This is a genomic window from Christiangramia flava JLT2011, assembly GCF_001951155.1.
Taxonomy (GTDB): Bacteria; Bacteroidota; Bacteroidia; order Flavobacteriales; family Flavobacteriaceae; genus Christiangramia; species Christiangramia flava.
Map to the genome: position 1 here is coordinate 2613803 of NZ_CP016359.1, position 22224 is coordinate 2636026.

21 protein-coding genes are annotated in these 22224 nt (G+C 42.2%); 12 read left to right on the forward strand and 9 right to left on the reverse strand.

The window, feature by feature from the left end:
• The first annotated feature begins 1 nt into the window (after window position 1).
• On the forward strand, window positions 2–514 hold the full coding sequence (locus GRFL_RS11305; RefSeq protein ID WP_083644719.1) for an adenine phosphoribosyltransferase: 513 nt from the start codon (window positions 2–4) through the stop codon (window positions 512–514).
• Here GRFL_RS11305 and GRFL_RS11310 read toward each other — a convergent pair.
• The 4 genes from GRFL_RS11310 to GRFL_RS11325 all read right to left on the reverse strand — a co-directional run bounded on the left by GRFL_RS11310 (window position 508) and on the right by GRFL_RS11325 (window position 4520).
• Window positions 508–663: an SsrA-binding protein gene (locus GRFL_RS11310; protein ID WP_083644720.1), complete on the reverse strand. Its 156-nt coding sequence runs from the start codon at window positions 661–663 to the stop codon at window positions 508–510. The genes GRFL_RS11305 and GRFL_RS11310 overlap by 7 nt on opposite strands.
• Before the next feature lie 105 nt (window positions 664–768).
• On the reverse strand, window positions 769–3090 hold the full coding sequence (locus tag GRFL_RS11315; RefSeq protein ID WP_083644721.1) for a M56 family metallopeptidase: 2322 nt from the start codon (window positions 3088–3090) through the stop codon (window positions 769–771).
• Window positions 3090–3452 (reverse strand): BlaI/MecI/CopY family transcriptional regulator, encoded by a 363-nt coding sequence (locus GRFL_RS11320; RefSeq protein WP_083644722.1) that lies wholly within the window; start codon window positions 3450–3452, stop codon window positions 3090–3092. Before GRFL_RS11320 ends, GRFL_RS11315 begins: the two co-directional genes overlap by 1 nt.
• A 72-nt stretch (window positions 3453–3524) precedes the next feature.
• Window positions 3525–4520, reverse strand: a complete 996-nt coding sequence (locus GRFL_RS11325; protein WP_083644723.1) for a carboxypeptidase-like regulatory domain-containing protein — start codon at window positions 4518–4520, stop codon at window positions 3525–3527.
• Window positions 4521–4612: 92 nt separating this feature from the next.
• On the opposite strand from GRFL_RS11325, the gene GRFL_RS11330 reads away from it, so the two are divergent.
• Window positions 4613–5560 (forward strand): calcium/sodium antiporter, encoded by a 948-nt coding sequence (locus GRFL_RS11330; protein WP_083644724.1) that lies wholly within the window; start codon window positions 4613–4615, stop codon window positions 5558–5560.
• 2 nt (window positions 5561–5562) lie between these two features.
• Here the strand turns inward: GRFL_RS11330 and GRFL_RS11335 are convergent, their stop codons facing one another.
• Together GRFL_RS11335 and GRFL_RS11340 are read right to left on the reverse strand one after the other, a co-directional pair.
• Window positions 5563–6777, reverse strand: coding sequence for an MFS transporter (locus GRFL_RS11335; RefSeq protein ID WP_083644725.1), 1215 nt, complete (start codon window positions 6775–6777; stop codon window positions 5563–5565).
• A 110-nt stretch (window positions 6778–6887) separates the two neighbouring features.
• Complete coding sequence (locus tag GRFL_RS11340) at window positions 6888–7913, reverse strand: glutamine synthetase beta-grasp domain-containing protein (RefSeq protein ID WP_083644726.1); 1026 nt, start codon at window positions 7911–7913, stop codon at window positions 6888–6890.
• Window positions 7914–8134: 221 nt separating this feature from the next.
• On the opposite strand from GRFL_RS11340, the gene GRFL_RS11345 reads away from it, so the two are divergent.
• The 7 genes from GRFL_RS11345 (at window position 8135) to GRFL_RS11375 (ending at window position 16026) form a co-directional block, all read left to right on the forward strand.
• Complete coding sequence (locus GRFL_RS11345) at window positions 8135–10321, forward strand: glutamine synthetase III family protein (RefSeq protein ID WP_083644727.1); 2187 nt, start codon at window positions 8135–8137, stop codon at window positions 10319–10321.
• 116 nt (window positions 10322–10437) lie between these two features.
• Entirely contained in the window at window positions 10438–11616 is a 1179-nt protein-coding gene (locus tag GRFL_RS11350; RefSeq protein ID WP_083644728.1) for an AIR synthase related protein, read from the forward strand.
• A 60-nt stretch (window positions 11617–11676) separates the two neighbouring features.
• The gene (locus GRFL_RS11355; protein ID WP_083644729.1) at window positions 11677–12351 is read left to right on the forward strand and encodes a hypothetical protein; all 675 of its coding nucleotides are present in this window, start codon (window positions 11677–11679) and stop codon (window positions 12349–12351) included.
• Window positions 12352–12576: 225 nt separating this feature from the next.
• Window positions 12577–13275, forward strand: coding sequence for a hypothetical protein (locus GRFL_RS11360; RefSeq protein ID WP_139839236.1), 699 nt, complete (start codon window positions 12577–12579; stop codon window positions 13273–13275).
• A 64-nt stretch (window positions 13276–13339) separates the two neighbouring features.
• Complete coding sequence (gene prfA, locus GRFL_RS11365; protein ID WP_083644731.1) at window positions 13340–14416, forward strand: peptide chain release factor 1; 1077 nt, start codon at window positions 13340–13342, stop codon at window positions 14414–14416.
• Window positions 14417–14428: 12 nt separating this feature from the next.
• A complete protein-coding gene (gene pyrF / locus GRFL_RS11370) occupies window positions 14429–15253 on the forward strand; it encodes an orotidine-5'-phosphate decarboxylase (protein WP_083644732.1) in 825 nt (274 codons plus the stop codon).
• Entirely contained in the window at window positions 15253–16026 is a 774-nt protein-coding gene (locus tag GRFL_RS11375) for an ABC transporter substrate-binding protein (protein WP_083644733.1), read from the forward strand. The genes pyrF and GRFL_RS11375 overlap by 1 nt, the downstream gene beginning before the upstream one ends.
• On the opposite strand, the gene GRFL_RS11380 is transcribed toward GRFL_RS11375, so the two are convergent.
• Together GRFL_RS11380 and GRFL_RS11385 are read right to left on the reverse strand one after the other, a co-directional pair.
• Window positions 16023–16205 carry a Lacal_2735 family protein gene (locus tag GRFL_RS11380; protein WP_083644734.1) on the reverse strand — a complete coding sequence of 61 codons (183 nt, stop codon included), beginning with the start codon at window positions 16203–16205 and terminating at the stop codon, window positions 16023–16025. The two genes, GRFL_RS11375 and GRFL_RS11380, sit on opposite strands and share 4 nt — an antisense overlap.
• A gap of 143 nt (window positions 16206–16348) precedes the next feature.
• Window positions 16349–17044 (reverse strand): DUF4197 domain-containing protein, encoded by a 696-nt coding sequence (locus GRFL_RS11385; RefSeq protein ID WP_083644735.1) that lies wholly within the window; start codon window positions 17042–17044, stop codon window positions 16349–16351.
• A 202-nt stretch (window positions 17045–17246) separates the two neighbouring features.
• On the opposite strand from GRFL_RS11385, the gene GRFL_RS11390 reads away from it, so the two are divergent.
• On the forward strand, window positions 17247–20702 hold the full coding sequence (locus GRFL_RS11390; RefSeq protein ID WP_083644736.1) for a methylmalonyl-CoA mutase family protein: 3456 nt from the start codon (window positions 17247–17249) through the stop codon (window positions 20700–20702).
• 62 nt (window positions 20703–20764) lie between these two features.
• Here the strand turns inward: GRFL_RS11390 and GRFL_RS11395 are convergent, their stop codons facing one another.
• Complete coding sequence (locus GRFL_RS11395) at window positions 20765–21163, reverse strand: hypothetical protein (RefSeq protein WP_083644737.1); 399 nt, start codon at window positions 21161–21163, stop codon at window positions 20765–20767.
• 117 nt (window positions 21164–21280) lie between these two features.
• On the opposite strand from GRFL_RS11395, the gene GRFL_RS11400 reads away from it, so the two are divergent.
• Together GRFL_RS11400 and GRFL_RS11405 are read left to right on the forward strand one after the other, a co-directional pair.
• Complete coding sequence (locus GRFL_RS11400) at window positions 21281–21724, forward strand: Lrp/AsnC family transcriptional regulator (protein WP_083644738.1); 444 nt, start codon at window positions 21281–21283, stop codon at window positions 21722–21724.
• Between the two features lie 195 nt (window positions 21725–21919).
• Window positions 21920–22120 carry a DUF1328 domain-containing protein gene (locus tag GRFL_RS11405; protein WP_083644739.1) on the forward strand — a complete coding sequence of 67 codons (201 nt, stop codon included), beginning with the start codon at window positions 21920–21922 and terminating at the stop codon, window positions 22118–22120.
• The last annotated feature ends 104 nt before the right edge of the window (window positions 22121–22224 follow it).

Below are 22224 nucleotides of genomic sequence, written 5' to 3' on the forward strand. Positions count from 1 at the left end.
AATGGAATTAAAAGAATTTGTAAGGGATATTCCTGATTTTCCGAAGAAGGGAGTAATCTATAAAGATATTACCCCGTTGTTACTGGCTCCAAAAGCGGTGAACCAGGCCCTGGAGCAGTTTTTGGAAAACATAGGGCAGCAGCCAATTGATAAGGTCGTGGGAATTGAATCCCGGGGTTTCTTTTTCGCCACTCTTCTTGCACAAAGACTGGATGCAGGCTTTATACCTGTAAGAAAACCGGGGAAACTGCCGGCTTCCACCCATGCACAGGAGTATGAACTGGAATACGGGAGCGATACCCTTGAAATTCATAAGGATGCGATCCAGCCCGGCGATAAGGTGCTGTTGCATGATGATGTGCTGGCCACTGGCGGAACGGCGGCGGCAACCTGTAAACTTATTGAAAAATGTGGTGGGGAGATCGTGCTTTGTAATTTCCTGATCGAACTTGATTTCTTAAGAGGGCAGGAGCAATTGAAAGCCTGCACGGTTCACTCTTTGATGCATTATTGATCGATCGCGTTTTTGGTGACCCAGAGTTTCCAGCCGATAATGGCCATCTGCAGCTTGGAAGCTTTCTGCAAATCCAGTCGCTGTTTGGAATAACTGGGCAGAACTTTTTTATTGAACCTGGAAAGTGTCTGAAAGATCTTTTTCTTCATGGAAGCGCATTTCTTCAAATATATCAAAATATTCAGCTGTAGGCTGTTAGAGAAATACAAAAGCCGCTAAGGAGCGGCTTTTTAAATTTTTCAAATTGTATCTGATCAGCGATTGCGAATGAAGATCCCCTTTTTATCTGAAAAACCAATCATAATATCCGGAATCCCGTTACTATTGCTATAAGAAGCGCTGGCCTTCTGATCATCCTTCTTGGCACTAACCGAAATACCAGTGATCTCACCATCAGCATTTCTTTGAATGTTGCTGAAAGAGACTTCCAGGCCGGTTGATTCATTGATGGAAATCTTCAGTTCTTCGAGTTTTGAATCGGTATCAGTTTTTTGCAAACCGAATACGACCGCGTTCGAGGCACCGGTTTTAACCTGATAACCGGAACCTTTTGTATGGATCTCAATAGCCCCATCTTCGGCTTTTTTGCCATATTTGGTGGTTGCTTTTTCGCCTTTCAGCACATTGATCGCTGCAATTTCAGAAGGTTCCATTTCGTTGATCTCCGAATCTTTTACGATCACACCGTCTATGATATACAAGGGTTTGTTATTGGTATGCTGGCCAATTTGAACATTTCCCGATACAGCTTGGGAAGTGCTGTTTCCCGTCTGGTAGGCAACAACATTCTGATTGTTTTGTGAAATCCTGAGGTAAACCGGCGCTACAGTGTCGTTGGAATTTCGAACGATGTACCTTGTTCCTTTTTTACCGGAATCACTATTCCAATAAACGGTCTTACTGCTTTTCAGATAAACCGAATCTCCTGGAGTCGCTTTCCCCTGGACAGTAATGGGTTTAAGTGGATCATCCTGAGACTGACTGCTCACAAAGAGTACATTCCCTGCCTTTCCCTGGATGTTAACAGGTGTATTCTCGTCGGTATTAAAAATGGCCAGGCTATTCTCAGAATGATTTTTATCCAGGTTCATCAGGTTTGGTTTGCCTTGATCATCAATAGAAATATAGTTCCTACTATAGCTTTCCTCATTCTGCAGCTTCTTCATTTCCTTATTCATGTCCCTGATGATGGAACCATTTCGAACTACTACGGCACCATTCGCCGCTTTCCTGCCATATCTGGAAACAGCCTTTTCTGGATCTAGAATTTGAAAGGCTGATTGCAAAGCGATGTATTTACCTTTGAGCTTTTTGGCGGTAAAAGTTTTACCATTAACCACATAAAGCGGATCTTCTCCAAGTTTTGTCTCTGTTTTAGGTTCCTGAACTGCAATTTTCTGAACTCGAGCGGGGCTTTTCAGCTGGCGCGTCCCAATTTCGCCATTTTCCGAGATATACAGCACAAACGGATTGATACCATTCTTGTCGAAAGACTTCATATTGCCAGAGGCTCCGTTTTTAAGGTTTTTATACTCTACGCTCAGGGAAGTAAGTTTTCCGTCAGCAAAATTAAGATCCTGAAAATGCACTACCACATCATATTCTTTCAGGGTTTGCTCAATTTCCTTGAGCTCATCCCTGGTGGTAGCGCTGGTGATAGTGACTTCTGTACTAGTTGCCGAAATAACGGGTGCTTTTTCTGCATGGTTGAGGATCTTCGCTTCCGTTTTCACATTGAAAATAAGCATGAAAGCGAGCAGGAGGGGAGCTACCAAGCTGATCTTCCAGCCCTGATTGGAATCTGATGATTTTTTGTTGAGCATAAGTATTCGTTTTTTGATAAATGATTGATAAAAATGATTGGTAAGTGCCGGCTGCAAGTTGGCAACCGAGACTTTTACCAGCGCATGCTGGTAGGCTTTGATGTTCTCTTCGGAAGCTACCGCTTCACGATCTGCGAGGTATTCCAGGTTTTGTTCGATCGCTTTTTGGTAAAGCCAGCTGAAGGGATTGAACCATAAGACACATTTCAGGATATTGGCGATTAGAATGTCTGCGGAATGGTATTGCCGGGCGTGAGCCTCTTCATGGGCTAAAATTAGCTGAAGGTCCCTAACCGGGTGATTGCTTGGGTCAAAGACAATGTATCGAAAAAAGGAAAACGGCAACTTGTTTTTGGAAACCTGGATGTAGCTGTAATCACCGTGTTTTTCAATACGCTGACCGTAGATCAGTTTTAAGACTGAAGCCAGCTGGATCAAAAAGCGGACTAAAAAGATTGCCGTGATACCTAAATAGAGTTGTCCGGCAAATTGCCACCAGTCAAAACTGGCTTCCAGTGGAACATTTTCCACGGGGAATTCAGTAAAATTAGTAAATACGGGCTTCGAGGCTTGGATAAAGACCGTCTTGGTGAAATAGATGCCGGGAAGGATAGCTGCTGCGATCATCCCGCCTAACAGGAAAAATCTGTTTGTTTCAAAACTGGTTTCCTTCCGCAGTAATAGTTGATACAATAGGTAGAAAATGGCGAGAATTCCCGCGCTTTTCAGCAGATAAATGAGCAGGTTTTCCATTATTTTCTCTCTTTTTCAATAATATCAAGAATTTCGCGGAGTTCTTCGGCACTTATTTTTTCTTCCTTTGCGAAATAGGAAACCACGCTTTTAAAACTATTGTCGAAAAATCGCTTGGTGGCCATATTCATGAACTGCTTGCGATATTGCTCCTTGGAAACCAGCGGATAATACTGGTGGGTTTTTCCGAAGGCTTTATGACCCACGTATTTTTTCTCCTCGAGGTTCCTGATGATGGTAGAAACGGTGTTATAATGCAGCTTTTGATCTTTGATCTCAGCCAGGACCTCTTTCACAAAACCTTTTTCGATTTTCCAGAGCACCCTTAGGATCTCTTCTTCTTTATTGGTTAATTTTTCCATTTTGGACTGTAGGGATTAATGATGTTTTCAAATATAACGAAAAAAATAGTTTGTAAACTATAAATGTAGTTTTTAATTCGAGGGATAATCCAGCGGCAACATCGTGGAAACCCTTCTGGCGCTCATATCACCACCAAACGTGAGTGCGCGGGGAGGTGCAAAATTTCCGTAATCATCTATGATAAAAGAACTTTCCAGTTTCAGGAAACTCCAGTAATGCTGTCGAAAACGAATACGGATATTGTTCACCAGCGGCAGCACCTGTGTGTAATTTGGAAACTCTTTTAACTCAAAAACATCCTTTATGAATAGTTCGCGGTCATCGCTATACAGCTGAAATTGGTTATGTAAAAGTTCCTCATTTTTCAGGCTTCTCATAAAATGCAGGCTGGAGCCGGCGTAACTCATTTCCCGTGCTTTTAGATGTTTTTTCCGAAGCTTTTCCTGGTCCTGGAAAAAACTGGTACCGGCGTAATAGACTTCCACAGCTATTTCAGACGCGCTGTATACTGCTTCAAATTCCAATAAATCGTACTGTAATTTATAGGCAAGGTAATCGTTTTGAACAATCAGGGGTTCATTGCTGTAGACCCGTAGTTTTTTAGAACTGGGACTGTACGTAAGCTCCAGCTGGTCTTCGTTTAAGATCTTGCAGGATTTGGCAGCGCTACCAGCACCCAGGAATTCCTGTTTGAAATAAGCCAGCTTTTTTTTCCTGGACCAGGGATCATCTTCCAGGAAAACGGTTGGCAAACTTTCTTCACTTTCCTTCAGATACACGCTGAAACGAACTGCTTTATGCTGGCTGTCTACCTGAAGTGCGATACTTTTGTAACCCACGGAACTGATGATGATATCGGAAGTGATGTGATCTTTCAGGTTTAACGCGAAATGGCCATTAGGACCAGAGGAAGTTCCAATACTGGTTCCGTCAAAATAGATCGAGGCTCCCTGTACAAAACTGGAATCTTTGGCTGAAAATATTCTTCCCGTTATGGAAGTTTGTGCCTGAATTCCACTGAAGAATAGCAGGAGGCAGACTACCGAAAAATACCAATTTGACCTCATATCCGGATTTATAACTACAATTATAGTTATTCGGAATGTATAAACCAATTTTAAAGCTCATACAATAATGGTATCTTGCTCAAAAATTGTCTATGAGCATTGTTTTCCTCCTTATTGGCTTTGTTCTCCTGGTAATTGGAGGCGAATTTTTAGTCCGTTCATCGGTGGCACTCTCTTTCCGAATGAATATTTCCAGAATGGTGATTGGTTTGACCGTGGTATCATTTGCGACCTCAGCTCCGGAGTTGCTGGTAAGTTTACAGGCCGCACTTACCGGTTTTTCTGATATTTCCCTGGGAAACATCATTGGTTCCAATATAGCGAACATCGGGCTGGTGCTGGGAATAACCGCGATGATCAGTCCGTTAACCATAGACCGGGATTTCTACCGAATCAACTGGCCGGTTATGATGGCGTTTTCGATCGTGTTGTATTTTTTCCTTTCCAGCAATAAAATGCTGTCTCGAGTAGAAGGAATCGCCCTGCTGGCAGGACTGGCTGTTTACTTGTTTTTCCTGATACGACGATCCCGAAAAAAAGACAATGTGGTGGCTGAAGAAGTAGACGAAAAACTGAAAACCGTTAGCAGTTTTAAGATTGTGATCTGGTTGCTTATCGGGATTTTAGCTTTGTGGGGAGGATCAGAACTATTGGTAAAAGGTGCAGTTGACCTCGCCACGCAATTAGGGGTGAGCGAACGGGTGATCTCGGTTACGATGATCGCCGTGGGAACGAGTGTTCCTGAACTTGCAGCTTCACTTATCGCGGCATTCAAGCAGGAAAAAGCCATTTCACTGGGGAATTTGATCGGCTCGAATATCTTTAATATCGCTTCAGTTTTAGGGATTACGGCACTTATTCAGCCCATCGTGGTGCAATCAAGCAAAATCCTGACCAGTGATATGTTCTGGATGATCGGGATTGGTTTCATTCTCACTCCGCTGGCGTTTCTTCCGAAGCGCTTCAGAATGGGAAAATATAAAGGTTTCATTTTATTTGCCGGCTATTGCATTTTTGTAGCCCTGGCTTTTCTGGAATGATCTCAGGCGATCTTCGGAAATTTTTTAGCCGAAAGGCGCTGGGAATTTAGCAGCGCCAGGAATAATAGTAGCGCCAGGCTGAGGATCAAAGAATAAAACGGAAAATCCTGGTCCATCATCATCCCGATCACCAGCGGTCCCAAAGCGGTGCTGAAAATCATGAACATATTGAAAAAACTTCTGATGGCGCCGAGTTTTGCCGTTCCGAAAGTTTCAGCAACAACGGCAGTTTTCACTGTTCCGGCCGTTCCCTGTGAAATCCCGGCCATAGCCAGGAAAAACAAAGCCGCAAAAATGTGTTGCGTGAAAATAAGTGGAATCATCCCAATCGTTATCGGCAGTAGGTAAAATCGGAACACCTTTCGTGCGGAATAGCGATCTACCAGCAGCCCTCCCACAAATGCCATTACGAACCTGCAAACTGCGTAGACGGTAAAGAAACTGGCGTACAGCGTAACCGACCAGTTGAGGTCTTCTGCAAAAACATATTGATAGAAAAAATATGCGGTTGTTACAAAGCTCAGCGACATACTGGCAGGAGCGATAATCCAGAATTTTTTTTCCTTCAGCAGTTCCTGGAATTCTCCAACTATCAGTTTTCCGGAAGTGTTTCGGGAAGGGTCCAGATCTTCGTCAAAACTTTTCACTTCAAAGATCAATAGTCTTCCGAGGTATAACAATAAAAATGCGGCACTGGATAGCGTGGTAACGAGAATGCCCTTCCAAATAAGTAAACTTGTGAGAATGACCGGGAAGACCGCTTCTCCCATTGGAAAACCGGAGGAGGCGATACTCAGGGCTTTTCCGCGGTCCACTTGAAAACGCTTGGACAGGATTGTTTGACTGATGTGGCTTAATAATGCCTGGCCATTCAGGCGCAAACCGATAAGAGCCACGAAAAGAATAGCAATGTGATAGCGTGAGAGTCCTAGTAGAACCGTGGAAGCGGCTAATGCTAAAATGGTGTAAAAACTCACCTTTCTAATGGGTTTGTGATCTACGGTATGCCCGATACTGATGAGTAAAATGGAAGCAATAACCGTTGAGATGGCATAGATCCCGCCGAAGAATCCTTCGGAAATATGGAATTGTTCCAGTAAAGTGGGAACGTATAGTGAAATGAGGAAGGTCTGCCCAAAACTGGATAAAAATGTAAGTGTCCAGCCGAACCTAATTTCAGGTGAATTGTTCTTAAAAAAAATGAAGTAATCTTTCAAACTGAATAGCTTTTAATCAGGTGATCGATTTCAGTGAAGTACAAAGAAAGAAATAAAAAAGGAGCGGCTCAAACAACCGCTCCTTTTCATGTATTAAAAAGGTGTTATGATTAAGCTTCAACCTTCTTTTCAGCGTGCTTAACAGTTTTGATGATTCGGCTTGCGATCTTGTATGGATCTCCGTTAGAAGCGGGTCTACGATCTTCCAGCCATCCTTTCCAGCCTCTTTCCACAGTGGCGATCGGGATCCTGATGGATGCACCACGATCTGAGATTCCGTAGCTGAAATCGTTGATCGATGCAGTTTCATGCTTACCGGTCAATCTCAAATGGTTGTCAGCTCCATATACATCAATATGCTCTTTTACAACAGGACGGAAGCTTTCACACACTTCTTCATATATTTTTCTGTCGCCACATTCTCTCAACAGGGAATTGGAGAAGTTCGCGTGCATACCGCTACCATTCCAGTCAAGATCTCCAAGTGGTTTTGGATGAAGGTCTACGCCAACTCCATATTTTTCACCAATTCTTTCCAGCAAGTATCTTGCGATCCAGATTTGGTCTCCCGCAGCTGCGGCTCCTTTGGCGAAAATCTGGTATTCCCATTGGCCTGCAGCTACTTCGCCATTGATCCCTTCAACGTTCAGTCCTGCGTCAAGACAGGCGTCAAGGTGCTCTTCCACGATATCTCTTCCGTAGGCATTGGCAGCACCAACAGAACAGTAATAAGGACCCTGCGGTCTTGGATAACCATTTACCGGAAATCCTAAAGGTTTGTTGGTATCCAGGTCAATTAAGAAGTATTCCTGTTCAAATCCAAACCAGAAATCATCATCTTCATCATCGATAGTCGCGCGGCCGTTGGTGACGTGAGGAGTGCTATCAGCATTCAAGACTTCGCACATTACCAGGTAACCGTTACGTCTTTGAGGATCGGGACAGACAAAAACGGGTTTTAGCAAGCAGTCTGAAGAATTTCCTTCGGCCTGGCCTGTAGAAGACCCATCAAAAGACCAGATTTCGCAGTCTTCTGTCTTTCCTGAAAAATTACTAACGATTTTCGTTTTACTACGAAGTTTTTGAGTTGGCTTACTTCCATCCAGCCAGATATACTCCAGTTTAGATTTGCTCATGATTAATAAAATTTAAATAATTGAACTTCTGAATACTGAACAAAAATAAGTTTTTTAGGTGTACACCCCTAAAATTTCAGGGGTAATTGGGTAAGAATTATTATTTTAATAAATTTGACCCCTGATAATTACGAGGTATCAATATTTGCGAATATTTAAGACCTGTGTAATATTAAATCGATAAATTTGAGTGTCTTATTTTATTAACCAAAAAACTTATAATGCCAACATTGAGATTTAAAGCAATAGGAGAAACCCTGAATCGCAAGCCGGTAATCATTGAAGAACCCGGAAGAAGATCGGAAATATTTTCTTCTAATGTGTTCAACGAAGGAGTGATGCGCCAGTTTCTAACGAAAGAAGCTTATGAAAATGTAATTGAAGCCATACGTACCGGAAAAAAAATAGATCGTAACGTAGCCGATCATATTTCCACCGGGATGAAAGAATGGGCTATTTCTAAAGGAGTTACCCATTATACGCATTGGTTTCAGCCTCTAACCGGCGCAACTGCCGAAAAGCATGATTCATTCTTTGAACCTCTTGGTGAAGGAATGGCTGTGGAAAAATTTGGTGGTGGATCTTTAGTCCAGCAGGAACCGGATGCATCCAGTTTCCCGAACGGAGGGATCAGAAATACGTTTGAAGCTCGCGGGTATACCGCTTGGGATCCAACATCTCCAGCTTTCATCTGGGGAACCACGCTTTGTATCCCTACTATTTTTGTTTCTTATACCGGTGAAGCGCTCGATAATAAAACTCCGTTACTTCGAGCTTTGCAGGCAGTTGACCAGGCTGCAACCTCGGTTTGTAAATATTTTGACAAGAATGTGAAGAAAGTGAATGCTACTTTGGGATGGGAACAGGAATATTTCCTGATCGACTCAGCCCTTGTTGCTTCACGTCCTGATATTACCTTAACCGGAAGAACCCTTTTGGGACACTCACCGGCTAAAGGGCAGCAATTGGATGACCACTATTTTGGTTCCATTCCTTCCCGTGCGATCGCTTTCATGCGTGACCTGGAAATAGAATGTATGAAGCTGGGAATCCCGGTAAAGACAAGACATAACGAGGTAGCACCGAACCAGTTCGAGCTGGCTCCGATATTTGAAGAAGCCAACCTCGCCGTAGATCATAACTCCCTGATCATGGATGTGATGAAAAAGGTTGGAGAACGGCACCATCTTGCTGTGCTGATGCATGAGAAACCTTTCGCAGGGATCAACGGTTCCGGAAAACATAATAACTGGTCTCTAGCAACTGATACTGGAGTAAATCTTTTATCTCCGGGTTCCACACCAATGAAGAACCTTCAGTTTTTGACTTTTTTCATCAATACCATCAAAGCGGTGTATGATTATGAAGAATTGTTGAGAGCTTCTATTGCCAGCGCATCCAACGACCACCGTTTAGGGGCGAACGAAGCACCGCCGGCGATCATTTCGGTATTCATTGGTTCACAGCTTACCCAGGTTCTGGATGAACTGGAAAAAGTGACCGACGGAAAATTATCTCCACAGGAAAAGACCGATCTTAAACTAAACGTGGTAGGAAAGATTCCTGAAATTCTTTTGGATAATACAGATCGTAACCGTACTTCTCCATTTGCCTTTACCGGTAATAAGTTTGAATTTAGAGCGGTAGGATCTTTTGCCAACTGTGCCGGTGCGATGACCGTATTGAACAGTATCGTGGCCAAGCAGCTTCGCGAATTCAAAAAAGAAGTCGATAAGCTTGTAAAGGATAAGAAAATGAAGAAAGACGATGCGATCTTCAATGTACTTCGTGAGTATATCAAGAAGTCGAAAAAAATCCGTTTTGAAGGTGATGGTTATGGAGAAGCCTGGGAAAAAGAAGCCGTAAAACGCGGTTTGAGCAATAATAAAACCACTCCGGAAGCCCTGAAAGCTCAGGTTAGCAAAAAAACCATTGATCTTTTCAAAGAACTTGAGGTAATGAACAAGACAGAGGTCGAAGCTCGTCACGAGATCGAACTCGAAGAATATACCATGAGAATCCAGATTGAAGGACGAGTACTTGGAGACATTGCCAGAAATCATGTAATTCCTACCGCGATCAAGTATCAGAATATCCTGATCAAGAACGTGCGCGGTTTAAAAGAGATCTACGGGGAGGACTTCGCGAGACACGCGAAAGAGCAGCTGGAGATCATCGAGAGTATTTCAGCACATATCGCCACGATCAATTCCCAGGTGAATGCGATGATTGAAGCCAGAAAGGTTGCAAATAAAATGGAAGATGCCGAGGAAAAAGCATTCGCATACTGCAATGATGTGAAATCGTATTTTGATGAAATACGCTACCACTGCGATAAATTAGAGCTGTTGGTAGACGATGAGCTTTGGCCATTGACCAAATACAGAGAATTACTATTTACGAAATAATAATTCTTCTGAACTGAATGAAGCCGCGCTGTTTACAGCGCGGCTTTTATTTTTCCCAAAATTCAATTCTTTAAACATTTTAAACTGGTTATCTTTGAACCTGAAATTTTCCTTCCATGAGCAAAGAAGTTAGTAAACGATATGCCGGCCGCGGAGTTTCTGCCGGAAAAGAAGACGTTCACAACGCTATCAAGAATGTAGATAAAGGGCTTTTTCCGAAGGCCTTCTGTAAGATCATTCCAGACCAGTTAACAGGAAGCGAGGAGCATTGCCTCATAATGCATGCTGATGGTGCAGGGACTAAAAGTTCACTGGCTTATATGTACTGGAAAGAAACCGGCGATCTTTCAGTCTGGAAAGGTATTGCTCAGGATGCGCTGATTATGAACATAGATGACCTACTTTGTGTTGGGGCCACCAATAATATTCTGCTTTCGTCAACAATCGGAAGAAATAAGAATCTGATTCCTGGCGAAGTGATTTCGGCTATTATTAATGGAACCGAAGAACTGCTGGCCGATCTAAAAGAGTTTGGGGTCGAGATCCATTCTACAGGCGGAGAAACGGCAGATGTAGGAGACCTTGTGCGCACGATCATTGTGGATTCTACGGTGACAGCGCGTATGCGCAGGGATGAGGTGATCGATAATGCTAATATCAAGCCTGGAAATGTGATCGTAGGCCTTGCGTCGTTCGGGCAGGCTTCTTATGAAAAGGAATATAACGGCGGAATGGGCAGTAACGGACTTACTTCCGCACGTCACGATGTTTTTTCAAAGATTTTAGCTGAAAAATATCCGGAAAGTTTCGACAGTTCCATTCCTGAAGAATTGATTTATTCCGGAACTAAAAAGCTTACAGATTCGGTTGAAGGTAGTCCTATTAATGCAGGTAAACTGGTGCTTTCTCCAACAAGAACATACGCCCCGATCATCAAGAAGGTTCTTTCTGAAATTGGAAAGGATCAGATTAATGGGATGGTGCATTGTAGCGGAGGTGCACAAACCAAAATTCTCCATTTTATCGAGCAGCATCATATTATCAAAGATGATCTTTTCGAAACCCCACCCTTGTTTCGTCTAATTCAGTCGGAAAGTAAAACCGACTGGAAAGAGATGTATCAGGTCTTCAATATGGGGCACCGAATGGAACTGTATGTAGATCCTTCAGTTGCAGAAGAGATCATCGAAATTTCCAGATCTTTTAACGTAGATGCCAAGATTATTGGGAGAGTGGAAGCCAATAAAACCAAAAAACTGACTATTCAAAGCTCCCACGGAAAGTTTGAATATTAGCATAATCTTACAATTTTCCAATTCGAATTAGCGTAACTTTAAAAGCCTAATCATCTCTGTATGGAACGCTGGTTCAAAGTTTTAGTGCCGGTTGTCCTCCTGGTCAATCTCCTTGCGATCTATATGTTCGGGGAACCTGCTGGCAGGTGGTTCCGCTTTGGAAGCATGCTGCTGTTTTTCCTAATTTATGTCTTCCGCTATTTTTCTAATCCACACCTCTTCGCGATTTTTTTTCTTTTCCTGGTCTGCGATTATATGCTGATCAATTACGAAAACGACAGTTATAAACTGCTCACTTTCGTCACCCGCTTATTCGCGTATGTGCTCATTATCTTATTGATCTGGCCCTCTTTGCGGAAGCTAAAGGTCAATTTATTTACCGGAGCAGTCGCTGGCTTTGCTCTGCTTCTGAACATTTATCTTATTAGCCTCATGGGAAAATCTACTCCTGAAAATGCCCGTGCAGACTATTTTTATCCGATATTTTATGCTTTTGGGATTTCCTTGCTGGCCTTGGTTGCGGTCGCTATTTCCTATCATAATCGCTATGGCACGCCCGCTTCATTTTACCTGGTGGTCTCTAGTTTTGGCCTCATCCTATCAGATGTGTTTTTTTACATCGCTTTTTATCTTGGTTTTGATGTCTTCTATTACCTGGATCGGGTGGCAAATATTCTCGCTATTTCATTTTTAGTAGCATTTGCCGGTGCCCGGAAAGAAATTCAACTCGAATAACTTATTACAGATATCTATAAATAATTAAAAATTAAGCAGATAGCATTCTGAAAGGAAAGTTTTTTCTTGCAAAATCAAATTTTGATTCCTATTTTTGGGAGGATTTTTGAAATATGTCGCCTGAAATATGTACTTCACCGGAGAACCCCCTTGCTCCGTAAGCTCAAAAATCAGTAACCCCTACTGAAATTTATCGTAAGTAATAACAACCAACCTTCAATCAGGATGTTACAAAAAATTACGCTATCTGTAGTGGTAGCCTTATTATTGATCTTTAATTGCTTCGTGATCCTCAAAATGGATCAGGAGTACAGCAGGGGAGCCAGGCTCGCCTCAACTTCTGTAATTTTTTTCCTATTGCTTTGGCAGAATTCATATAGCAAGAAAATGGTTTCGGCATTTTTACTGTTAGTACTGTCAGACATCTTATTGTTTTACTATGAATATCCGCTGGTAAACATGCTAACCTTTCTTTCCAGAACTGTGGCATACAGCCTGCTGATTCTTGCTGTAGTCCCGGAATTACGGAATTTGCGCACCAATCTTTTTCAGAAGCTCGTCTTTGTTTTTGTGCTCGTGCTCAATGGAAGCATGCTGGTGGTCTTAATGGATATGGTGCCTGATAAATTCCTGTATACGGGACTCGATTACCTTTTTTACGCGTACGGGTCAGTGATGATCGGGATGGTCATCGCTGCGGTGAGTTACAGTAATCGTTACGCCAATAAAATCTCTTTCTATTATACCGGGGCGCTGTTATGCCTGGTTTTTGCCGATGTGAGCTCTTTTATTGGTTATTACCTAGAATTTGATGCTTTCTATGTTCCAGATCGCATTTTCTACCTGCTCGGTATCGCCGGTCTGGTGCGTTTTGCTTCCTTCAGCCGCAGCCATAAAGCGGTTCCGCAATTGGAGAGTCTCTGAAAAAGCTTTCTCTAATTTCTGAAGAATTATCGTAAATTTGCTATCGAAATTTGAGGAACAATCTATGTTAGAGAAACTGAATATCGTAAAGCAGCGGTTTGATGAGGTGAACGATTTGATCATACAGCCGGATGTAATTGCCGATCAGAAGCGATATATCGAATTAAATAAAGAATACAAAGACCTGAAGGCGCTCATGGACGAGCGCGAAAAATACGTAGCACTTACCCAGAACATTTCCGAAGCAGAAGAGATCATTCAAGACGGGAGCGATGCTGAAATGACCGAAATGGCCAAAATGCAACTCGAAGAGGCGAAAGAGCAACTTCCCGAACTGGAAGAGAAGATCAGGATGATGCTGATCCCGAAAGATCCGGAAGACGCCAAGAACGTGGTGATGGAAATTCGTGCCGGTACCGGTGGGGATGAAGCCAGTATTTTCGCGGGAGACCTGTACCGAATGTATACGAAATATGTGGAAAGCAAAGGCTGGAAGCATAATATTGTGGATTTTAGCGAAGGTACCAGTGGCGGGTTTAAAGAAATGATTTTTGAAGTTTCTGGTGAAGAAGTCTACGGAACCATGAAATTTGAAGCCGGTGTACACCGTGTGCAGCGTGTTCCTCAAACTGAAACCCAGGGACGAGTGCATACTTCCGCAGCAACGGTAATGGTACTTCCAGAAGCCGAAGAATTTGATGTGGAGATCGACCCGAAAGATGTGCGAATTGATTATTTCTGTTCTTCGGGACCAGGAGGACAGTCGGTAAACACCACGTATTCCGCAGTTCGACTAACACACGAGCCAACCGGACTGGTTGCGCAGTGCCAGGACCAGAAATCACAGCACAAGAACAAAGAAAAGGCCTTCCGGGTACTTCGTAGCCGTTTATATGAAATGGAACTGGCGAAGAAACAGGAAGCCGATGCGGCCAAGAGAAATTCCATGGTTTCCAGCGGGGACCGTAGTGCGAAGATCCGAACCTACAACTACCCGCAGGGGCGTGTGACCGATCACCGTATCAACCTGACGCTTTACGACCTTTCCAACATCATCAATGGTGATGTTCAGAAGATTATCGACGAATTGCAATTAGCGGAAAATACGGAAAAACTGAAAGAAAATTCAGATATTCTATAAACCATTTAATTTATGACAGCAGCCGAGCTGACCGAACAGATCTTTAAGAAAAAGTCTTTTTTATGTGTGGGATTGGATACCGATCTGGAAAAGATCCCAACGTATTTGCTTTCCGAAAAAGATCCTGTCTTCAGCTTTAATAAGGCGATCATAGATGCGACGCACCAGTATTGTGTGGCGTACAAACCTAATTTGGCTTTTTACGAGGCGATAGGGGTAGACGGTTTCAAAGCTTTGAAAAAGACCATCGAATACCTGCATTCTGAGTATCCTGAAATTTATACCATCGCAGATGCCAAGCGCGGTGATATAGGCAACACTTCCCGGATGTATGCCAAGGCGTACCTGGAAGACCTTGGATTCGATTCTATTACCGTAGCCCCTTATATGGGCAGGGATTCAGTAGAGCCTTTCCTGGAGTTTACCAATAAACATACGATTCTTCTGGCACTGACTTCCAATCAAGGGGCTTTTGATTTCCAAACGAAAAACCTCGAAAACGAAGAGCTTTATAAAGAAGTGATCAAGACTTCACTCACTTACAAGAATGCAGAAAACCTGATGTATGTGGTTGGAGCAACCAAGGCCGAATTTCTTCAGGAGATTCGGAAGATCGTTCCGGAGAGCTTTTTACTGGTACCTGGCGTGGGAGCACAGGGCGGAAGCCTGGAGGAGGTTTGTCAATACGGAATAACAAAAAATGTAGGGCTACTTGTAAACTCTTCCAGAAAAATCATTTACGCATCAGATTCTTCAAATTTTGCTGAAATTGCTGCCGCTCGTGCCGAATCCTTGCAGGTACAAATGGCAGATGAGCTCACAAAACTGTCATCCTGATGCTTTTCCGGGATCATATTGGCCGGGAATTTCAGCTTGAACATATACCCCAACGAATCATTTCCTTGGTGCCCAGCCAGACCGAGCTTCTCTGCGACCTCGGGCTTGAATCTTCTCTCGTGGGAATCACTCGCTTTTGTGTGCATCCCGCACATCTTCGGAAGGGAAAGCAGCGCGTGGGTGGAACCAAAAGAATAAGTCTAAAGAAGGTGAAAGAACTCCAGCCAGATATTATACTTTGTAATAAGGAGGAAAATACGCCTGAAATGGTCGCGGAATTGGAGCAGATTGCCCCGGTTCATGTGAGTGATATTTCCGGTATTCCAGAAACTTTGCAGCTTATTCGCGATTATGGGAAAATCTTTAATGTGGTTTCTGAGGCTCAGAACCTGATCCGGAAATTATCCAGGGAATTACAGGAATTTGAAAATTTTGTAGCAGATCGACCATACAAGCAGGTACTTTATTTCATTTGGAAAGAGCCCTACATGGTGGCTGGGAATGATACGTTTATCAATAAAATGCTCCAGCTGAATCACCTGGAAAATGTGGTGGGGCAAAATCGCTACCCGGAATTAAGTTTAGCTGAAATAGAGCAAATGGATCCAGAACTGATGTTACTTTCTTCAGAACCTTATCCTTTTACTGAAAAAGACATGGAGGAATTTGAAAGATTTTCGGGAAAGGTCGTGGTGGTAGATGGGGAAGCTTTCAGTTGGTATGGATCAAGATTATTAAAAAGTCTCGATTATTTTAAAGAGTTGAAGCTCTAATTATCAATAAATTCACAGTTCATTCTGCGAAGTTCAGCCAGGATTTTTCGCGCACGATCATTTAATTGGTCACTTCGTTCTTTATCGATTAATGCCAATTTATAAGACCGCTGCATTAATTGCGAGTATTTATCGCATAGGCGTTCTTCTTTCGTTTTGCTTTCAAAAATTCTAAACATACTCCACGGTTATCTTTTCATCACCCTACAAAACTACTAACCTAAAATATTAGTTTTTAATAAGATAGCGTTAAGATTCTCGTAAAACGGCTGTCAGAATACGGAGAACTGTTAAAATTTTAATGCTTGTAGGAGAATTCAGATCAGTCCTGAAGCGCAAAAACGCGTTTCAGAAGGCTGGTGGTACGGGCTGCAACCGTATTCCTGATGTCTTTTTCCTCCTGAGCGATCATGATAAAAACACCGTCAAGAGCTTCATTAGTTACATAATCTGGCAGATCTGGGTTAACTTTAGAAGTTAGCGGGATCGCATTATAGCGTTGAATGATATTTGCCCAGACTTTCGTGGCGCCGACTTTTTCAAGGGAGTTGGCAATAATGGGATTAAATCTCGTATATAATTCGGCAGTGGTTTTAGTTTGTAAATATTGTGTGGCAGCATCATCGGCTCCCAAAAGAATATTCCTGGCATCGGTAATGGTCATTTGTGTTACGGCCGAGGTAAATACGGGAATAGCCTCGGAAACAGCATCTTCTGCAGCGCGATTCAAGACTTTTAAGCCTTCATCTGCCAGGGCGTCCAGGCCTACATCCCGAAGCGTTTTATCTACTTTTTGCAATTCTGGGGGTAAGCCTATTCTCACGAGCTCATTTCTGAAAAAGCCATTTTCTTCCGCGAGTTTGGTCACTTCTTTATCGATCCCAAATTCGAGAGCCTGTTTGAGACCTGAGCTAATTTCAGCATTGGTGACACCATAACCGCTTTGTTCGGCGATTTGCTGCAACTCAGCACAGGAACTAAATATCAATAAACTGGCAAGGACAATGATCTTTTTCATAAGCAGGGATTAAATTTTTGAATTTTTATTCTGAAAGATACTAAAATTTGGAATGCTGGAAATTCCAGTTGGAATCTTTCAATTTTGAAGAATATCTCAATCTTTCAGTGATTTTTTCAATGGTTGAAAGACAGCTCATAAAAATATCTTTTTCATTGCGATTTTCGTAAATTGCAGCTCCAATTTTCAGATATCATTATAAATGGAACAACAAAGTCCCTATAAACCTAAAAATAAAATAAGAATTGTAACCGCGGCTTCTCTTTTTGATGGTCACGATGCGGCGATCAACATCATGCGCCGGATCATCCAGGCTACCGGAGTGGAAGTGATCCATCTTGGTCATGACCGTAGCGTGGAAGAAGTGGTTAATTGCGCCATTCAGGAAGATGCGCATGCTATTGCGATGACCTCTTACCAGGGTGGACATATTGAATATTTTAAATATATGTATGATCTGCTTCAGGAAAAAGGAGCAAGAAATATCAAAATCTTTGGTGGAGGAGGCGGAGTGATCCTTCCGGAAGAGATCAAGGAATTGATGGATTATGGGATCACCAGAATCTACGCTCCGGATGACGGTCGTGAAATGGGACTGCAGGGAATGATCAATGACATGATCGAGCAGGTTGATCATGAAATTCCGTCCATGGAAGATACATCTAAGGTAGATGATAACCTCAAATCGAAAAATGTCAACACCATCTCGCGTCTTATTTCTTTAGCTGAAAATAAGCATGATGAGTTCAAGAAGATCTTCCTTCAAAAGGATTTTGATACCAAGAAAACTCCGGTTCTGGGAATTACCGGTACCGGCGGCTCTGGAAAATCCAGTTTGGTTGACGAACTGGTACGTCGGTTTTTAGCCGATTTTCCCGAAAAACATATCGGTATCGTTTCCGTAGATCCATCAAAAAAGAAAACCGGTGGAGCGCTGCTTGGTGACAGGATCAGGATGAATAGCATCAATCACCCGCGTGTTTATATGCGCTCCTTAGCGACACGTCAGGCCAACCTGGCGCTTTCCAAATATGTTGCTGAAGCGGTTGATGTTTTAAAAGCTGCGGAATATGACCTGATCATTCTGGAAACTTCTGGAATTGGTCAGAGCGATACAGAAATTATGGATCATTCAGATGTTTCGCTATACGTGATGACACCGGAGTTCGGTGCGGCAACACAGTTGGAAAAGATCGATATGCTTGATTTTGCCGATATCGTAGCCATTAATAAATTTGATAAAAGAGGGGCGCAGGACGCGCTCCGTGATGTGAAAAAGCAATACCAGCGTAATCACCAGTTATGGCATGAAGATGCTGAAAAACTTCCAGTTTTTGGAACCATTGCATCTCAATTCAATGATCCGGGAATGAACACACTTTATCGCCAGATCATGGATAAGGTAAAGGAAAAAACGGAAAGTTCCCTTGATTCTACTTTCGAGATTTCTGCGGAAATGAGCGAAAAGATCTTTGTAATTCCGCCGAAACGTACCCGTTATCTTTCAGAAATTTCGGAGAATAACAGGGGATATGATGAAAAAGCAAAGACTCAGACAGAAGTTGCTCAGAAATTATATGGAATCTATAAAACGATCGAATCGGTTGCCGGGATCAAAACTACTTTCGGTAAAGATCAGACAAAGTATTTAGATAAGAATGGGCTGCTTCAGGATGAAATAAAAGAATATTCAAGTGCCGATCAGCATGATTTTTTAAAATTGCTTTTTGCAGAATTTGACCGTGCGAAGATGGATCTCGACCCATATAACTGGGAAATGATCATGAGCTGGGAAGAAAAAGTGAATAAGTATTCCGAGCCGATCTATAGTTTCAAAGTGCGTGATAAGGAAATCAAAATTGAAACGCATACCGAGTCACTTTCTCACACACAAATTCCGAAGGTTGCTTTACCAAAATATAAGGCCTGGGGAGATATTCTTGCCTGGTGCTTACAGGAAAATGTGCCGGGAGAATTCCCATATACTGCCGGGTTGTATCCATTCAAAAGAACCGGAGAAGATCCAACGAGGATGTTTGCGGGTGAAGGTGGACCGGAAAGGACGAATCGTCGTTTTCATTACGTAAGTAAAGGCTTGCCGGCGAAGAGACTTTCCACAGCATTCGATTCGGTGACACTTTATGGTCATGATCCAGATTATCGTCCTGATATCTATGGGAAAATTGGTAATTCCGGAGTTTCCATTTGCTGTCTGGATGATGCGAAAAAATTGTATTCAGGTTTTGATCTTGCGAATGCCATGACTTCGGTTAGTATGACCATCAACGGTCCTGCACCAATGTTGCTTGGTTTCTTTATGAACGCGGCGATCGATCAGAATTGCGAGAAATATATCAAGGAAAACGGTCTGGAAGATGAGGTGGAAGCCAAACTGAAAGAACTATATGATGATCAGGATATAGACAGACCTAAATATAACGGGGAGCTTCCGGAAGGAAATGATGGTCTTGGCCTCATGCTGCTTGGAGTTACCGGTGATCAGATCTTGCCAAATGATGTTTATGAAAGAATCAAAGCGGAAACCATCAGCGTGGTTCGCGGTACTGTGCAGGCTGATATTCTGAAGGAAGACCAGGCACAAAATACCTGTATTTTTTCTACTGAATTTGCCTTAAGACTCATGGGTGATGTGCAGGAATATTTCATCGAGGAAAAGGTCAGAAACTTTTATTCGGTTTCAATATCCGGATATCATATTGCTGAAGCTGGAGCAAATCCAATTACTCAGTTGGCATTCACGCTTGCCAATGGTTTTACTTACGTGGAATATTACCTGAGCCGTGGAATGGATATCAATAAGTTCGGTCCAAACCTTTCTTTCTTCTTCTCAAATGGAGTCGACCCGGAGTATGCGGTGATTGGCCGTGTAGCGAGAAGGATCTGGTCCAAGGCTTTAAAACATAAATATGGTGCGAATCCCAGGGCTCAAATGCTGAAATATCATATTCAGACGTCCGGTCGTTCGTTGCACGCCCAGGAGATTGACTTCAATGATATCAGAACGACACTTCAGGCACTGTATGCGATTTATGATAACTGTAATTCTCTTCATACAAACGCTTATGACGAGGCGATCACAACGCCTACCGAAGCTTCTGTGAGAAGAGCCATGGCAATTCAGTTGATCATCAACAAAGAGCTAGGTCTGGCGAAAAATGAAAATCCTATCCAGGGTTCATTTATTATCGAAGAGCTGACCGATCTTGTGGAGGAAGCAGTACTTACCGAATTTGATAGAATCACTGAAAGAGGTGGAGTTCTTGGTGCCATGGAAACGATGTACCAGCGTGGAAAGATCCAGGAGGAAAGCCTGTATTATGAAACTTTGAAGCATAATGGTGATTATCCGATCATTGGGGTAAACACGTTCCTTTCTTCGGAAGGTTCACCAACGGTAACTCCAGGAGAAGTTATTCGTGCGACCAAAGATGAGAAGGAGCACCAGATCAAAACTTTGGAGACTTTGCATAAAGCGAAGGAATCAAAAGCAGATGCAGCCTTGAACGAGATCAAATCGGCAGCTGTGTATAATGAGAATTTATTTGAAGTTTTGATGAACGCTACGAAAGTCTGTTCCTTAGGACAGATCACCACCGCTTTATTCGAAGTTGGTGGTCAGTATCGAAGAAATATGTAATTTGATGTTGCTAATAACAAAAAAAGCCCGGTTTTAGCCGGGCTTTTTTTGTTCAGTATAAATTATAATCCAAGTCTCCAGCTGGCCTGAAGTCGTTGAAATTTTCGTAATTCCTTCTGTAACATTTTTAAAAAGTCTTTTCCGTTGCTGTTGACCTTTTCCAAAGATTCTGAATAAAGGTAGATTCTATCGGTGATCCTCGATACCAAAGCGGCGTAGCGCATGCGGGAATCCTGTAAGGCTTCCGTTTCTGCTTTGGAAATATGAGCAACTAGAGAATTAGAATACCTAATGATGTCACCGGTTTGATAAATATATTTATCTTCCAGTCCGCTTTCGTTCAGCGAAGCCATTTCAGGCATTAAATAATCTGAAATTCGACGGGAAATTTTCCGTATTTCTTCAGCCTTCCGGTAGATTTTGGAAGAGCGCCCGGCACCATATCCATAGAGATAACTCACAGCAGTAATTTTACCTCTAAGTTACTTCAGAAAAATACTAAACGAATTTAGGATTTAAGGCTTTTGAGTATATTTGCTTTAAATTTTAAATTTAATTGCTTTTAAAACTTTAAAATTATGGACCAGATCAATTGGGGTATTTTACAGGAATTACAGAAGAATGCGCGTATTCCATTTGCTGAAATTGGTCGAAAAGTAGGCCTCACTTCTCCTGCCGTAGCCGAACGGGTGAAAAAGATGGAAGATACAGGGATTATCAATGGCTATTACACCAGCATCAATCATCAAAAAACCGGTTATCATTTAAAGGCCATTATTACGCTTCGAGCATTTACAGGGAGACTGAAGGCGTTTCTGGAAACGGTAAAAACTTTTGAAGAGATCAAAAATTGTTATCGTATTACCGGGAACGAAAATATTATCATGGAAGTCGTACTTCATGACCAGGAACATCTCGAAAAATTGATCGACCGCTTAATTACTTATGGCGAAACACGTACGCATATTGTTCTTTCTGAAGTTATTAAGAATTCACCGGTCAAAAAACGAATAGTCTATTAGGATTCCCAAATAATGCTAATAACTGTCAATCAACAGTCTGCAAGATTTTGTTAAAATCTTCTTCCGAAAACGGTTTCTATTAACGTTTGATTATCAGTTGGTTTTGTTTTGGTTAAATACACTCTAATTGTATTTTTCTTAGCAAAATCAGTAGTCTTCCTGCCGTAAATTTGTATCAAACAGAAAAATTAAATTATGAAAAGGAAGTCATTACTATTTTTAGCTCTTGCAGTGATTACAGGATTGGTGGGATTCACGGGATTATCTTTTTCCGGGATCGAAGTGATTAGAGTGATGTTTTTGATTTTCGCCGACTTACTGATAGTTTCTCTCTTTGCGAAACTATTTTTTCCTGAGAAACCAAAAGTTGCCTATCAGCCGGTTGAAAGAGACTAAAATATACTGAAAAGAAAGATTACTCACTAATTGAATGTTTGGATAGGCCCGCGTTTTTTAACGCGGGTTTTTTTATGGAATAATTAATGATGTATTTTTATACA